The sequence below is a fragment of the Rhodoligotrophos appendicifer genome (assembly GCF_007474605.1).
GTDB classification, from domain to species: domain Bacteria; phylum Pseudomonadota; class Alphaproteobacteria; order Rhizobiales; family Im1; genus Rhodoligotrophos; species Rhodoligotrophos appendicifer.
The window spans coordinates 13,933-29,628 of sequence record NZ_VHKL01000007.1 but is presented as its reverse complement, the minus strand read 5'-3'; the positions used below and the strand labels follow the sequence as shown (position 1 = coordinate 29,628).

The window sequence follows — 15,696 nt, the reverse complement described above, 5'->3', positions numbered from 1 at the left end:
GAGCCTTCCCGCAGGAACAGATTGGACGCCGAGGGAGAATTCCGGAGCATCTGAGTCACAACGGCTGGCAAAAAGCTATTCCCTAAGACGCTTAACTTGCAACAGGTAAACTTGGCTCCACGTCCTTCCGCCGGCCGATCCCTGCAACCGTCTCGCCGAGCCATTGGAACATCACATAGAGAGCAGGGATCACTATTATTCCAAAGATGGTCGCCGCAGCCATGCCGCCAAGCACCGTTACTCCCATTGAGAAACGACTTGCTGCACCCGCCCCGGTGGCGATGACCATTGGAACGACACCCAGAATAAACGCGATCGCCGTCATGAGCACGGCACGAAACCGCATATGCGCAGCCTCCATCGCCGCCTCTAGTCTCGACTTACCGGCTTCACGTTGCTCTTTCGCAAATTCGACGATGAGAATGGCATTTTTGGCGGCAAGGCCGATCAGAAGGACCAAGCCGATCTGACAGTAGATGTTGTTCGCCAGTCCTATGAAGTGGATCGAGGCAATGGCACCCAGAACGGCAATCGTGACCGATGATATGACGGCGAGTGGAATCGCCCAGCTTTCGTACTGCCCTACGAGGAAGAGATATCCAAAGGTCAAAGCAAGAATAAAAATGATCGCGACTTGTCCGGAAGCTGTCGCCTCCTGGTAGGAAAGGCTCGACCACTCGTATGAGTATCCGTCGGGCAAGGTATTTTTCGCAACTTCTTCGAGGGCAGCCATGGCCTGTCCAGAGGATGCACCAGGGGCTGGATCCCCGTTGATCGCAGCCGAGGTGAACAGGTTATAGCGGTTCAACATGCTAGGGCCGAACGTCGTTTCGAGTGTTGTTAAAGTGCGCACCGGCACCATGTTTCCATCTGTGTTACGAACGTAAAGATTCAGGACGTCGTCGGGAGTCGTCCTGAAGGGCGCATCTGCTTGGATGTTCACCTGATACGTGCGGCCGTAGAGATTGAAGTTGTTGATAAACTGTGACCCGAGCTGAGCCTGCAGCGTGCCGAACAAATCAGAAATCGGAACTTTTAAACTTTCGGTTTTGACGCGGTCGACGTCGAGATAGAGTTGGGGAACACTTGCCGAGTACGTAGAATAGGCTGAACCAATGCGGGGGTCGCCGTTCGCCGCAACGATGAAGGAGTTCATGACCGAGGCTAAGTCTTGTGCCGACTGGCCGGCGAGGGCCTCCAACCTGAAGTCGAAGCCGCCCGTATTGCCAATACCCGGTATGGCCGGCGGCGGAAATGCAACGACATTGGCTTCGGAGATGCCATCATAGGCGCGCTTGAGCTTGGCATAAATACCGCCGAGTCTCAGGGCTGGCGTATTTCGCTCATCCCAAGGCTCGAACACCACCACAACAAGCCCTGCATTTGTTGAATAGGCGCTGGCCAACATGCTGTAGCCTGACACTGTGATGACATTTGCAACGCCTGGCGTAGCAGCAGCAATCTCCTGTACCTGCTTCAGGACGGCTTCAGTCCGGGGAAGAGAAGCGGCATCGGGAAGCTGAATATTGACGAACAGGGCACCTTGATCCTCAGTGGGGATAAAGCCCCCTGGCGTCTTCGTGAAAAGATATCCGGCTGCAGCGCCTGCCAAAACGACGATAAGACCTGCCAGAACAGCACGGCGTCCGAGACCACCAACGATCCTTACATACCCGTTACGCGTTCGATCCAGGCCCGAATTGAACCATTTGAAGGGGCCGCGCCGCATGGCCGTCGGCGGCCGAAGGATGGTGGCGCAGAGGGCTGGACTGAGCGTCAAAGCATTGATGGCGGAAAGGGTAACAGAAACGGTGATCGTCACCGCAAATTGCCGATACAGCTGGCCGGTGATGCCGGGCAGGAAGGCGACAGGGGCGAAAACTGCGATCAGCACCAGAGTGGTGGCGACAATGGGGCCGGTAACCTGGCGCATGGCCTCCCGGGTGGCCTCCTTCTGTCCAATTCCCGGCTGCTCCTCCATTATCCGCTGCACATTCTCGACCACGACGATCGCATCATCGACGACGAGGCCGATCGCCAAGATCAACGCAAACAGACTTACCGTGTTAGCGGAGTAACCAAGGGCAAGAAGAACCGCAAATGTGCCGATTAGGGAGACGGGAATGGTGAAAGCAGGAATAAGGGTCGCGCGCAGGTCCTGGAGAAAGATGTAGACGACCGCGAGGACGATGAAGCCTGTGATGACAAGCGTTTCGATGATTTCGTGAATTGTGGCAGAAACGAAAGCAGTGGAGTCGTAAACCACTTGATAGGTCAGATCCCCGGGAAACCGCCCTTTGAGTGATTCCAGCTCCTTCTTAACTCCGTTTGCAACACTGAGCGCATTGGCATTGGGGGATTGGTAGATGCCCAAAGTCGCCGCCGGCTTGCCGTTCAGTCCACTGATGGAGGTGTAGCTGTCTGCCCCCAATTCGACACGACCTATATCGCGAATCCTGACCACAGCGCCATCGTCGGCCGTTCTAAGAACGATCGAGCCGAATTCCTCCACGGTCGCAAGTCTGCCGAGAGCAGTGATATTATATTGCAGAGCCTGATTGTCAGCGATCGGAGGCGCGCCGATCTGACCAGCTGCTGCCTGAATGTTCTGGGACTGGATCGCTCTGTTGATGTCGTCGGTCGAAACTGACAGCGCGGCCATGCGGTTTGGATCCATCCAAATCCGCATGGAATAATCCATCTCGCCAAGGATGGCGGCGCTGCCGACGCCTTCGACGCGAGAAATCGGATCCCTGACATTGATGGAAGTGAAATTGGAGAGAAACAGCGAATCATAGGCCCCGCTGGGCGAGTAGATGCTGATGATCTGCAGAAAGCTTGGCTGCTGCGTATTGATGCTGACGCCAAGGTTGTTCACGATTGCTGGTAACTGGGGCTGTGCAAGTGCCACTCGGTTTTGAACGTTTACCTGGGCGATATCGGGGTCGGTTCCAATGTCGAAGGATACACTTAATGTGTAGGTACCGTTCGAGGTACTCGTCGAGGCCATGTAGATCATGTTCTCGACGCCATTGACCTGCTCCTCGATCGGAGCAGCTACGGTTTCGGCCAAAGTTTGCGCATCTGCACCAGGATAACTCGCGGTGACCTGAACGACAGGGGGGGTAATATTTGGATACTGGGCAACCGGAATATTCGCGAGTGCCAGCGTACCTGCCAAAGTCATAACGATGGCCACCACCATCGCCAGCTTGGGGCGATCGATAAATGTGCTTGAGATCATCCGCTTAGCTCGCAGACGCGGCGTTGGTGGGATTTACGGTCACGCCCGCTCGGATTTTCTGCAACCCGCTGACGATGATCACGTCTCCTGCAACGACACCGCTCGTCACCGCCCATCCGCTGCTAGTCTTCTGGGCTGTCTTGATCCGACGTTCTTCCGCGCGGTTTCCTTCACCCAGAACGAACACATATGCCCCATTACGATCCTGGAGCACGGCGGAAGCGGGCACGACCGGCAATGACTGCGTATCGCCTAACTGAACATTCACATTCACAAATTCGCCGGGGACCAAATAGAGATCTGGATTCTCGAAATTGGCCCGAACAACGATTGTTCCGGTATTCGGATCGACCACGTTGTTGATGAAGGAGATTTCCCCCGCATGAGCATAAGTTGAGCCGTCAGGGAGTTTGAGCCGCGGCGTGAATTTATCACCCTGGCCAGCATGCTGGCTCCGGTACTCCGCCACCTTGAGATAGTCGCTCTCTGCAATTGAGAAGGCCACGCGAATGGGATTTGTCTGCACCACGGTCGCGAGGGTTCCTGATTGCGGGCTGACCAGATTGCCCACTGTGAAGACTGCATTACCGATCTGGCCAGCAATGGGGGAGACGATGTCGCAGTAGTTCAAATTGATCTGCGCGGTCAACAACTGAGCTTTGGCCTGCGCAATAGCAGCATTCGCCTGTTGGACTTGCGCGACAGCTGCGTCACGCGCTGCGGTAGCGTCGTCGAGCTGCGCTTGCGAGACCGTACCGGAAGCTCGCAGTTGCGACATCCGATCATATTGGAGTTGGGTTTTAGTTTGATTGGCCTTGGCAGCAGCAAGCTGTGCCTCCGAGACTCCAACTGCGGCCTGCGAAGTCTCCACGGCTGCCTGATAGGTATCTTTTTCAATGGTGAAGAGGGGTTGCCCCAGTTTGACCATACCGCCCTCGGTGAACAGGACATCCTCAATGAACCCATCGACCCTTGGTTTGATCGCGACCTGTTGGATTGCCTCTACACGACCTACAAACTGAGCCGTGCGTGTCACATCTTCGGTTACGATTGGAGCGATCTGGACAGCAGGGGCGACGGGCGCCGCTTGCTGCGCATGAAGCGGCGGGACATGAGTTGCAACTGCCCAAATCACGCAGAACACAAATGCCGGCAAAGGATGAAATGGGCGCAATTTTCAGCTTCCCGCTGTTGAGAGATTCGTTCGGAGAGTTAACCGGAATTGTCACCAAAAGAAAACAGTCATCGACTTCATCACTAATAACCTTTTTGACGCCGAACCGCACTTCCATCACTCTCTTGGTTCGGAATGGGCGTTTGCAGTTTGGGAGCGCGTTTCACTTTAGTTACGATGTGGATTGGCAGTTCCTGCGTTTTTGGCAACTTCCAAGCTGAGTGCCGACTTCGTGACACGTCACGGGTTGCTGAAGCAAAGAGCTTGCTCTTTAATGGTGGCCAAGAGCGCGGATCGACCTGCGCGCCCCTTTAAGGATGCAATTCATGTCGCTGAGCTTTTCGCATCTTCTCATTCTCGCCGTAGTGGTGATTGTCCTCTTCGGTCGGAATAAAATCTCCGATCTTATGGGCGATGTTGCCAAGGGGATTAAGACGTTCAAGAAAGGGATGGTTGAGGATGAAGTTGCATCACCACCCGTTCGGAACATTGAGCATGGCACGACAGTGAAGGTGAGCGAAGCCGCGAAGTCGAACACCGCTGGCTGACGGCGTGTCTAGGCGAAGCCGTGTTGCCCATATCGCGCCGCCGGGTTAAGTGAGGTGAAATCACTCTAACCGTGCGTGTCGGGGGACTCGTGGAAATTAGCCAGTATCTGGAAGCCCTTCTTCTCGGCATTGTTGAAGGGCTGACAGAATTCATCCCGGTCTCTTCAACCGGCCATCTGATTCTTGTAGGATCGCTGCTAGGGTTCCAGGGTCCGCCGGGAAAAGTGTTCGAAGTGGTCATCCAGCTTGGCGCTATCTTAGCCGTGGTGACAGTTTATTTTCAGAAACTTTGGGCCGTTTTTATCGGTCTCCCACGGAACATCCTTGCCCGCAGATTCGCGATCGCAGTATTCCTCGGATTTTTGCCAGCAGCGATTATCGGTGCCCTGACTCACAGCTTCATCAAAGAGATGTTGTTCAATCCCTTGGTAGTCTGCGTTGCGCTGATCCTAGGCGGATTCGCCATTCTGGCCGTGGAGCGGCTAGTTCACGTCGTCAAGTGGGACCGTGTCGAAGACTTCCCCATCTCATTGTCATTGCGCATCGGACTGTTTCAATGTCTTGCGCTGATTCCGGGGGTTTCGAGGTCGGGGGCGACGATCCTTGGCTCTCTGATGATGGGCGTCGATCGTCGAACTGCTGCAGAGTTTAGCTTCTTCGTGGCGATACCAACAATGTTGGGCGCCACTGTTTATGACCTTTATAAGAACCGTGACGTCCTTGATGTTGATGGACTAAGTCTCATTCTCGTCGGCTTCGTTGCGGCATTCTTCGCGGCCTTGCTGGTGGTCCGAAGTGTCCTGGCGTTTATCACGCGGTACGGCTTCACACCGTTTGCTTATTATCGGATCGGTCTGGGATCCTTCATGTTGGTCTGGTTTCTGTTCCTGAGCCATATAAGGTAAGGGCCGCCCCTTTCACGGGCGGCCCTTTATTTTTAAGGTCTGATTTTTAAGGTCGGATTACGATAGTGGGCCCGCCTGGAACTCCAGCGCCCCACCAAGGGGTGCGGTACCAATAACCCTGATGGTAATGTCCATATCCCGCGCGCTTCGCCCGATAACGAGGACCATAGCGGTCACGGCTGTAGGTAACTTTTCGTTTCGTGACGACTTTGCCGTTGCGGTGGGTTCTCGTGGTGACGACTTTCTTTGTCGCGATTGGCTGCACCAAGGTCTCTCCAGAGCTGACCTTCGTCATCACTGAGGGAGCGATCACTGCCGCCGAAGCTGCTCCGCCTATCGCGGCAACAGAACTGCCTATTAACATGGCCCAGACTAACCGGTACTTCATTGGCTGTGTTCCTCGTCCAATTGCATACCGGAAACCGAACTGAGAGCCTTTGGTTCAGTGTCCGATGGTAACGGAATCGTGATCGCGAATAGGCTCCCCAAGATGGGAGCCCTCGTTGGCTAAGGAAGGACGATTATTGCGCCCGGTACTGCTGCACCCCACCATGGCCGTGCATAGTAGTACCCACCGTAGTAGTATGTATATCCAGGCCGCCTTGCTTTATAGCGAGGCCCGTATTTTGAACGGCTGTACTTGACTGTTCGCGTCTTCGTCACTGTTCCATGCCGGGTGGTTTTCTTGACAGTGACCTTCTTTGTCGCAACTTCTTCAACATGAAAAGTTGACCCAACCGCGCCGGCCGGGGACATAGGAAACTGTGGCGCTGAGAGTGCCGCACCATAAAGAAAGCCGCTTGCACACAAGCTTACGGCGAGGGTGGTCAAAATACGTTTCATCAGTACCTCCCACGGGGTCGGATCGCCAAGCCTGGCGATCGGCGCTAACAACTCGGATGAGTAGCGCACTGTCTCCTACTACAGAAAATGGGCTTTCGACTATCTCCATGTGCAACATTGCAGGATAGCCTTACCAAACCTTCAAGGTTAGATCATGGGCAAAGATGCCCGCCGCGCAGCAAGCGGAAACGCCTTATCAATACGTGCCAATTCTTCCGGCGTCAGCGTTAAATCACCCGCACCGGAATTCTCCTCCACGTGGAGGAGACTTGCCGCCTTCGGAATCGCGAATACCTCTCGATCACGCGTCAAGAATGCAAGGACAACTTGCCTCGCCGTAACGCCATGGTCGGTGGCGACCTCCTCCAGCACTTTCCAGCCCTGGTGACGAGACATGAGACCGTTGTGTCCGAAGGGACTATAGCCCACGACGCTCACTCCATGAGCGCTGCACCATGGCAGCACAGCATGCTCAATGTCACGTTCTTGAAGATGGTAGAGGACCTGGTTGCAGGCTGGCCCCTCGGGTCCCGTAACGCCAATAAGGGTTTCCAAATCCCCAACATCAAAATTACTGACACCCCAACTGCGAATTTTTCCCTGCGTGTGCAGTTCGTGAAAAGCAGCGACGGTGTCTTCGATTCGATGATGCCCTGGCCAATGGAGCAAATAACAATCTAGGTGATCAGTGCCAAGCCGCCTCAGCGAGGCCTCGCATGCCATGATGGTGCCGCGCCTCGACGCGTTGGTGGGGATCACCTTCGACACGAGAAACACCTCGTCGCGCCGTCCAGAGATGGCTTCACCAACAACGGTTTCTGCCGCGCCCGAGCCATATAACTCTGCAGTATCGATGTGCGTCATCCCGAGATCGATGCCACGACGTAAGGCTCGAATGGCTGTGGCCCGGTCCGCCTGGTCCATGTACCACGTGCCTTGGCCGATTCTTGCCACGGCCACGCCCAAAGGTCCAAAGCCCTTCCTCTGCATGAAGATCTCCGAAATTCACCACTGACATAGGTTCAATTGCCGCTTGTCATATCGCCGTGATGGGACCGGCGCCAGGCCACCGGATCATTTATAGCTGCTGCAACCGGCTTGTCGTTCCATGAACATGTCAGACGCTACTTGGCGTAGTGATCTCGAACCCCCAGTCTTCAGAATCGACAAAGAGGAGCCTGCCATGGCGAGCGTTCCGCATACCCTTCGGATGATACCGCTGTTCAACGATCTGGACGACGAGACGGTGCTTTCGATTGATCGCCGCTGTCTCTGGATACATTACGCGCCGTTGCAGACGATCATCGAGCAAGACGATGGCTCGCGTGACATTCTATTCGTGACCCAAGGCTTTGCGAGAGTCATAATCTATGCACCGTCGGGTGCTGTTGTTAGTTTCCGAGACATTGCGGCAGGGACCTTTATTGGCGAACTTGCTGCTATAGACGGCCGCCCCAGATCTGCCAGCGTTGAGGCCATAGACACAACTGTTGCAGGCAGAATGGCTGCCGAGCACTTTCACCATGTTCTAGCCTCGCATCCCGCAGTTTCCATGGCTCTCATAAAACACATGGCCCAGGCGATCCGGGGTCTTACAGAACGTGTCTACGAATTTAGTACCTTGGCCGTTCGAAACCGCATTCAAGCCGAATTATTGCGTTTGGGCCGGCCCGATCCTGCTAAACCTAACGAGTACTTGATCGATCCTGCACCGACGCACGGCGAGTTTGCAAGTCGCGTCAGCAGTCATCGCGAGGCGGTAACCCGGGAGCTGAACCGCCTTGAACGCCTCGGGATCCTCGATCGGCGTGCTAGAAGCTTGCGGATCCTTGATCTCCCACGCTTAGCTCGTCTCGTCCGGGAAGCCGCCGAAGAGTAGCCGCGAGCGTGTGGCAAAAACCACATCGCGGATGGATTACGGCGAATAGGGTCAGTGCGGGGCGGTCTTCAAGGAGGCACCCATGACTGATCATGAAGAATGGCGCGAAAAGCGCATCGACCGACGTGACATCATCTGCGCATGGCTATTTGTCGCGATTTTTCTCGGCATGCTTTTTCTCGTCGACACAGTGACTTTCGGCGTTATGCCGGTTTCGCCGGCCAGCCCCATCGTTGCAGAGCAATGAGGTAAGCGATGAGAGTGCGGCCCGGTAATTCCCGGTCAATAACTAGCGGCGGGCATTCACGTCATGATAGGGTTGAACAGGATTTCGCTACACATGGTGTCACTGAATGCGTGCGGAAGGAGAAGCGCGCCGACTGGCTGCGATCTTGGTAGCCGACGCCGTGGGGTACAGCGCGCTCATGATGCGTGACGAACAGGCCACGCTTGATGCCTATAAGCTCGATCTCTCCGAGAAGTTTGAACCATGGATCGGGCGCTACCGCGGACGGATCGTTAAGAAGACGGGAGACGGAGTTCTCGCGATCTTCGATAGCGTACTGAGCGCGGTACAATGTGCGGAGAAAATTCAGGGTGACGGGGGCTCGACCGACACCTCCGCTTCCGTTCATCAAGGCTTGACATATCGCATTGGCATAAATCTGGGAGACATCATCGTTGACGATGACGATGTCTATGGCAACGACGTAAACATAGCGGCTCGTCTTGAGTCCTTGGCCCAGCCAGGGGGGATTGCTTTGTCGGGACAAGCCTATTGGAGCGTCAAGAGCGCGTTTAAGGGGCGATTTGAGGAACTCGGCTTCCTCAGTCTTAAGAATATCTCAGATCCCATCCAAGTCTTTCGACTGAAGCGAGAAGGAGAGCCGTCACAAGTTTCAGCTCTCGGGGTTCCCTCTTCTACCCCGAGATCGGTTTCACCTGGTGCCTTGCCTCAAATCTGGGCTGACGACCGAGAACATAGACCGGTCATTATTGTGCTTCCCTTCGAAAACCAGACGCCCGATGGCGAGCACGAATATTTCTGCGATGGCGTGACCACTGACCTCACTCTCGATCTGGCCCGCTTCGCAAGCCTCGTGGTGATATCAAGTAATACGGCTTTCTCCTTCAAGGGACAAAGGCCTCCCCCCGACCGGATCTATTCCCTTTTGGGCGCCAGCTACATGGTGCAAGGAAATATTCAGAGGTCTGGCAGTCGGATCCGCATCAACGCACAATTGATCGATACGAAAACCGGTTATCATCTCTGTACAGAAAGGCTCGACAGCGACATTAGCGATTTGTTTGAGATCCAGGATGAGGTGGCGCGAAAGATAACCTCATGTCTTGCTTCACGCGTCGGTATGCTCGAGGTGGAACGTGCCGTTCGCAAGGATCCTCGCGACGTCTCCTCATATGACATGTTTCTGAAGGGGCTCTATTGTGTGGCCCGATTTCTCGGATCTTCTAGTCGATCTTTGCTGGAAGAAGCATCTTCGTGGTTCAATGCGGCCCTTGAGCGCGATCCTTCTTATGCGCGGCCTTGGGGTTGGCAGGCCTATGTGAAGGTCCTGTCCTGGCAACATGGCTGGATATCCGGGGATTGCTTGAAGGAGGCGGAGCTGATGGCCCGTCGTGCGACCCAACTCGATCCCGCTGATCACGATACCCATTGGGCCCTCGGGAGTGTTCTATTCAATTCTGGCCGTTTCGCCGAAGCGCACAAGCAATATCAGGCAGCCCTCAACCTGAATGGCAATGATGCAGACCTTCATGCCGAGATGGGAGAGATGCTCTCATGCATGGGGCGTCACCATGATGCCATCGCTCAGGTTCGCTATGCGATGCGTCTTAACCCCAACTTTCGGGAATGGTACCGCTGGGTGCTCGGCTGGTCGTTCTATTTTATCCGGGAGTATGAAGAAGCGCTGGATGAGTTGAGCCGGATCATCGATCCAGCTGACGAGGTGCTGTTGATTAGAGCGGCCTGCCACGCCCATCAGTCGGCCATTGCCAAACGCGACGGTGCAAGGGCCCGGGCAGCAGAATCACAAAAGGATGCGCGCCGTCTTATTGAAGAGTTTCTTGAGCGGCGCCCGGGTTGGACGACAGAAAAGCAGTTGCTGGTCACGCGTCTGGCGCTGCCGGACGATGTTGAACATTGGTCGCGAGGGCTGACTCTGGCCGGGTTGCCAGTGGGGCGATCTTCTAAGCGCCAGTCGATTGGCAAAGGACAAAGCAAGGGGAGAAGGGCGTTATGAGAGGGATAAACACCGGCAAGCCGCAACAGGACAGGAAGATCTTTGACGCATTTACCGCAGCCATTTCTCAGTTTCCGATCGGCCCCGCAAAGGACCCAGTGCTGGCCCAGCGGAACTTTTCTGCGGCCTTTGACGAATTGAAGAAGCTGACTCGCATTGAGCCTGTGTTCCCCCGCGCTTTCGGCTGGCTCGGCTACGCCTGCGTAGTCGCGTATTCCGAAGGCTGGACTCTGCCGAAGCCCGAGGCAGCGATGTCGACCAAAGAGTTGTTAAATCATGCAATTACTCTGGCAACCAAGGCGCAGCACGCTGATCCCACGGATTACGATGTCTGGTGGGCGCTGGCGAATTGTTATCTTCATCGCGCGGGCCATAGCCAGAAATGGCCTGAGGAGGATACCGGTGCCGAAAGGAAGATGGACTTCTTTAAATTATGTGAAGGAGCCTTTCGAGAAGCGATATTTTTGAATCGGGACGAGGGCAATCTCAACTTATTGGCTGAGGCGGCTGATGCATTTACACACATGGGCAACTTTGAGGAGTCGAGAAGACTTGCCAGAGCATCCGGTCGTATACCGGACTGGCACTTGTGGATCTCCGCTTGGACCTTCTTCGTAAAGTCACGAAAGTTCGAACCTGGAAGCGAGGACTTCCGGTTCATGCTCACCATGTCGCTGGATGAAATGCGTTCGGTGCCGCGGGAACCCGAGGAACAGGCATATCTGACAGACATGCAACTTCTTCGCGCGGCAGTCCATGCCAATATGGCCAAGCACTTTAGTTTGGCGGGTGATGAGGCGGCGAGTGCCAAGCAGTTGCGCCGCTCAGGAAAAGCATTGCTTAAGTTCCAGGCAAAATTTCCTGATTGGACGGTTTCCAATGCAGATCGCTTTGCCCCATTTATGGATCAGGCCGACCGTCAATACTGGCTCGAATCTGTGGCGCTGGCGGGCCTTCCGGAAAGCTGACGCCTGGGCGGCGCCATGTTGCAGTCTGCGGAGCCCGAGCCAATCCGGTCTTGTCAGGCTTCTGCGTCGCTGTTCGAGGCAGCCGGTCCAGCAAATGAATGTAGCGTGGCACCATGAAAGCAGCGGCATTCGACGCGATGAACGATACCAATTCTTCTGGATCAAACTTTCTCGGCTCGACCGCCTCGACATAAAGGAGGATGTCGTCTTCCCCGAGATCTGACGGTATTGCAACGGCGGCTGAGCCAACGACGTTTTGATGTGCATCAGCGATCGCTTCAAGCTCGGCTGCGCTGACATTCTCACCCTTGCAGCGGATGGCGTCTCCCATTCGACCCTTATAGGTCAGATAGCCATCGACATCGAAGACGCCCAGATCCCCCGTTCGAAACCAGCCCGTCAAGAATGCTAGCTCGGTGAGCTTCGGATGTCCGAGATAGCGAGTGAACAGATTTTGCCGTTCGCGACTTTGCACGAGTATTTCGCCGGTCTCCCCCGGTGAAAGCAGACGGCCATTTTCCGCCGCAATGGCCACGAGAACGCCTTCCAGAGGCGTTCCGACCGTTCCCGGCCGCCGCGCACCTGGATGGTTCATCGTGCAGGCTATGCATTCCGACATGGCGAATGCTTCAAGCACCATGACACCAAATCGCGTCTCGAATGCTTCGATCTGTGCCGCGGATGCCCCTCCGCCCAGGGCGATCCTCAGTGTGTGCGACGGTGGACTGTATTGACCCTTGAGAATGAGAGACAGAATGGCACCGACATAGCACAGATGCGTAGCGGCTGAATCGTGCACGTCTGACCAGAAGCGGGAGACCGAAAAATTTGGTGCAAGGGCAAAACATCCTCCCGATTGGAGCAGTATCGACATAATGTAGATCGCATCGATATGACAGATCGGGGTGAGGTAGAGCCATCGAGCAGAGCTATCTATGGCGAGGGGCCGAAGATACGAATGGCCGGTGAGAACTTCATAGGCATGCGAGAGCTCTATGCCCTTGGACGGTCCGCTGGTGCCGGAGGTGAAGAGGATACGGTTGGGATCAGTGCCCTTGACCGCGACCTTTGGCCGATCGCCCCAAGCCTGCATGGACGAGGTCATCAGCTCAATTTCACGCGGGCCTCCTATCTGTACATTCGTATCGAGTGCTGTCAGCACTGCGAGGGAGGCCTCATCAGCAAGGATCACCGCCGGTTGAGCGAGTGCGATCATGTTCCGCAGCACGGCTCCCCGATGTGAAGGATGGAGTGCAACTTCCACCATTCCGGCACAGGAGATTGCATATCTGAGGATAAGAGCCGCTGATTGATTGCCGGACATCACACCGATTCTGCTGTGTTTGGGATACCTTCGGACCAGAGCTGAGGCACCGGCAGACACGCGTGCAAGGAATGATCCGAAACTGACGACTTGGTTGGACCTAAGGTCGTGAATAAATGGCCGCTCATCGCCAAATGTCCGCGCCGCATCAAGGAGCCACGGAACAGTGGCTGAACCCGAAGTCGGCCGCTCCAGCGGCCCGGTGTGCAGAGCTAGGTCTTGATGCATTTTTGACGACACGCTCACGGGGCAGTGACGGGTCCTTTTCGTTCCGGCCCAGCGGCTTACCAAGGGCTCAGTCGCGATGGGCTGGCGCAATGGGATCGCTTGCCGGAAACGTTTCCTGTAGCGCTTCGTCGAGCAGCTCTTCGTTATGCTTCGTTACCCCCTCTGTATTGTCTGTCGAATGTGCCGTCTCCTGGTTCTTTCGAGATGTGGCAAGATGTGATTTCCTCTTCATTGCAAATCTCACATGAACTGTTGAACCGCGTTAATCCACTAATTGCGCCTCGCAGTACGTTGCCTAAGCCACTCGGCGACCAGAAGAAGGATGACCGCCAGCAGAGTTAGCAGGGTGGCGACTGCGGCAATTGTAGGGTTGAAGCTGTCGCGCAGGCCAGAGAACATTTCTCTTGGTATGGTCCTCTGGTGAGGTGCGCCGAGAAGAAGAACGATAACCACCTCGTCGAATGAGGTGGCAAAGGCGAAGAGCGCTCCGGAGATGATCCCAGGACGAACCAGCGGCAACATAATGCGGCGAAATACTAGATAAGGTGGTGCCCCGAGACTGGCTCCTGCCCGCGAAAGGTTGCGATCAAAGGAACGGAGTGAAGCACTCACCGTCACGACAACGAAGGGAGCACCGAGAGCCGCGTGTGCAAAGATCAGACCGATATAGGTTTGGGTGAGGCCCAAGGGTGCAAAGAAAAAATACAAACCCACCGCTACGATGACGATCGGAACGATGAGCGGCGAAAGCAGGAGAGCGGTGATGAAACCCTTGCCTCTAAAGTCAGCAATCTGCAATCCTATGGCGGCAAGTGTACCCAATATCGTTGCGATGAGCGTCGCGGGCACACCGATTATGAAGGAATTCTTGATCGCAATCTGCCACTTGTCGCTGTTGGCGACGGCAGAATACCAGCGCCATGTGAAACCGCGCATTGGATACGTAAAGAACTCGGAGTCGTTCACCGAGAGCGGCAGTATCGCGATGATTGGCGTGATGAGGAAGAAAAGCACGGCAATAGCGGTGAGCTTGAGGGCCCAGCCGGCGATCACCTCAGTACGGGTCCGCGCTTCCCGCATGGTCAACCGAGCTTCACTTGGCCGAGATTGGTCAACCTAGCATAGACGAAATACAGGACTGCCGTGGCGCCGAGCAATAACACTCCCAAGGCGGCAGCAAGTCCCCAATTGGCGCTTGATGTCGTGTAGTAGGCGATGAAATAGGCGAGCATCTGATCATTGGCGCCACCCACCAGGGCTGGAGTGACATAGTACCCAAGTGACATGATGAAGACGAGCAGGGTACCCGCCGCAACTCCTGGAAATGTTTGTGGGAGGTAGACCCTTACGAATGCGATAGCCGGATGCGCGCCGAGGGATATGGCCGCGCGCATATAGGCAGTCGGGATGGCTTTCATCGTGGCGATGATGGGCAGGACCATGAATGGCAGTTGCACGTGAACCATAGCGATGAGTACGCCGATCCTATTGTAAATAAGTGGGACCGGCCTGTCAGAGAATCCGACGGCCATCAGCATGGCGTTCACCAAGCCCTGGTCCTGAAGAAGAACGATCCAGGCTGCCGAGCGTACCAAAAGTGAGGTCCAGAGCGGCAAAAGGACAAGGATCATCAGGAGATTTCCCGTTTTTTCCGGAGCATTGGCGACATAATAGGCGAGGGGGAAACCTAGGACCAAGCACAGCAGTGTAACGGACAAGGACATCGTTCCGGTCCGCAGCAATACATCCAGATAGAGGGACTGCTGGGGAGGGCGAGATACAATTGTGCCCTCGGGGTCGCGCTCTAGATCCAAGGCTGTGAGCAAGTAGAAGTCCGTCAGCGGCCCCGAAGCCTGCGCCAGCGCGATCCATGTTTTTTTATCTCCCCATGATGGGTCCTCTTTTAGCAGAGTGTCGCGCCAAGATTGGGGTTCGCCTTCCAAGGCGCGCAAGCTCCTGCCCGTGTTCATGACAAGGCTTCGGCCATTCTCCAGGGCGTAGTTGAGGCGGCGAGCTGGTGTAGCAATGGTGCGGACCTCTGCTGACGCTCGCAAATCGGTCCCGAGAGCCCTGAACATCGCTTCATCGGGTGGTGACGAGTGGTCCCAGGCCTGCAGCATTGCTGTGGTGTTCGGCCAAGCGGTGGCGAGCTCATTATCGACGACGGAACGCCTGAGCATATCAGCGATGGGGATGATGAATGAAAACAGCAAGAACAGAAAGAGCGGCAGCACCAGCAGGATCGCAGTCAGGCGACGCCGCCCCCCGGCTTTTCTCAAATCCCTTTTGAGCTGTGTGCGCTCGCTGGTCATACAGGCT

12 protein-coding genes are annotated in these 15,696 nt (G+C 55.4%); 6 read left to right on the top strand and 6 right to left on the bottom strand.

Annotation, left to right across the window (positions count from 1 at the left end):
* Positions 1 to 91: 91 nt before the first annotated feature.
* Complete coding sequence (locus FKM97_RS15930; RefSeq protein WP_144293435.1) at positions 92 to 3,244, bottom strand: efflux RND transporter permease subunit; 3,153 nt, start codon at positions 3,242 to 3,244, stop codon at positions 92 to 94.
* 4 nt (positions 3,245 to 3,248) lie between these two features.
* On the bottom strand, positions 3,249 to 4,418 hold the full coding sequence (locus FKM97_RS15925; protein WP_144293434.1) for an efflux RND transporter periplasmic adaptor subunit: 1,170 nt from the start codon (positions 4,416 to 4,418) through the stop codon (positions 3,249 to 3,251).
* Between the two features lie 326 nt (positions 4,419 to 4,744).
* Here FKM97_RS15925 and FKM97_RS15920 point away from each other — a divergent pair, with 326 nt between their 5' ends.
* Both FKM97_RS15920 and FKM97_RS15915 read left to right on the top strand, forming a co-directional pair.
* Positions 4,745 to 4,966, top strand: a complete 222-nt coding sequence (locus FKM97_RS15920) for a twin-arginine translocase TatA/TatE family subunit (protein ID WP_144293433.1) — start codon at positions 4,745 to 4,747, stop codon at positions 4,964 to 4,966.
* 89 nt (positions 4,967 to 5,055) lie between these two features.
* Positions 5,056 to 5,871, top strand: coding sequence for an undecaprenyl-diphosphate phosphatase (locus FKM97_RS15915; RefSeq protein WP_144293432.1), 816 nt, complete (start codon positions 5,056 to 5,058; stop codon positions 5,869 to 5,871).
* Positions 5,872 to 6,861: 990 nt separating this feature from the next.
* Here the strand turns inward: FKM97_RS15915 and FKM97_RS15910 are convergent.
* Positions 6,862 to 7,704 carry an aldo/keto reductase gene (locus FKM97_RS15910; protein ID WP_144293431.1) on the bottom strand — a complete coding sequence of 281 codons (843 nt, stop codon included), beginning with the start codon at positions 7,702 to 7,704 and terminating at the stop codon, positions 6,862 to 6,864.
* 193 nt (positions 7,705 to 7,897) lie between these two features.
* Here FKM97_RS15910 and FKM97_RS15905 point away from each other — a divergent pair, with 193 nt between their 5' ends.
* The 4 genes from FKM97_RS15905 to FKM97_RS15895 all read left to right on the top strand — a co-directional run bounded on the left by FKM97_RS15905 (position 7,898) and on the right by FKM97_RS15895 (position 11,825).
* Positions 7,898 to 8,593, top strand: a complete 696-nt coding sequence (locus tag FKM97_RS15905) for a Crp/Fnr family transcriptional regulator (protein ID WP_170240947.1) — start codon at positions 7,898 to 7,900, stop codon at positions 8,591 to 8,593.
* 82 nt (positions 8,594 to 8,675) lie between these two features.
* Complete coding sequence (locus tag FKM97_RS26345; RefSeq protein WP_170240946.1) at positions 8,676 to 8,840, top strand: hypothetical protein; 165 nt, start codon at positions 8,676 to 8,678, stop codon at positions 8,838 to 8,840.
* Positions 8,841 to 8,946: 106 nt separating this feature from the next.
* Entirely contained in the window at positions 8,947 to 10,857 is a 1,911-nt protein-coding gene (locus tag FKM97_RS15900; RefSeq protein ID WP_144293429.1) for an adenylate/guanylate cyclase domain-containing protein, read from the top strand.
* Complete coding sequence (locus FKM97_RS15895; RefSeq protein ID WP_144293428.1) at positions 10,854 to 11,825, top strand: hypothetical protein; 972 nt, start codon at positions 10,854 to 10,856, stop codon at positions 11,823 to 11,825. The genes FKM97_RS15900 and FKM97_RS15895 overlap by 4 nt, the downstream gene beginning before the upstream one ends.
* On the opposite strand, the gene FKM97_RS15890 is transcribed toward FKM97_RS15895, so the two are convergent.
* The 3 genes from FKM97_RS15890 to FKM97_RS15880 form a co-directional block, all read right to left on the bottom strand.
* A complete protein-coding gene (locus FKM97_RS15890; RefSeq protein ID WP_144293427.1) occupies positions 11,758 to 13,377 on the bottom strand; it encodes an AMP-binding protein in 1,620 nt (539 codons plus the stop codon). The genes FKM97_RS15895 and FKM97_RS15890 overlap by 68 nt on opposite strands.
* 270 nt (positions 13,378 to 13,647) lie before the next feature.
* Complete coding sequence (locus FKM97_RS15885) at positions 13,648 to 14,430, bottom strand: ABC transporter permease (protein WP_246105111.1); 783 nt, start codon at positions 14,428 to 14,430, stop codon at positions 13,648 to 13,650.
* 29 nt (positions 14,431 to 14,459) lie between these two features.
* The gene (locus tag FKM97_RS15880) at positions 14,460 to 15,689 is read right to left on the bottom strand and encodes an ABC transporter permease (RefSeq protein WP_144293426.1); all 1,230 of its coding nucleotides are present in this window, start codon (positions 15,687 to 15,689) and stop codon (positions 14,460 to 14,462) included.
* Positions 15,690 to 15,696: the final 7 nt, after the last annotated feature.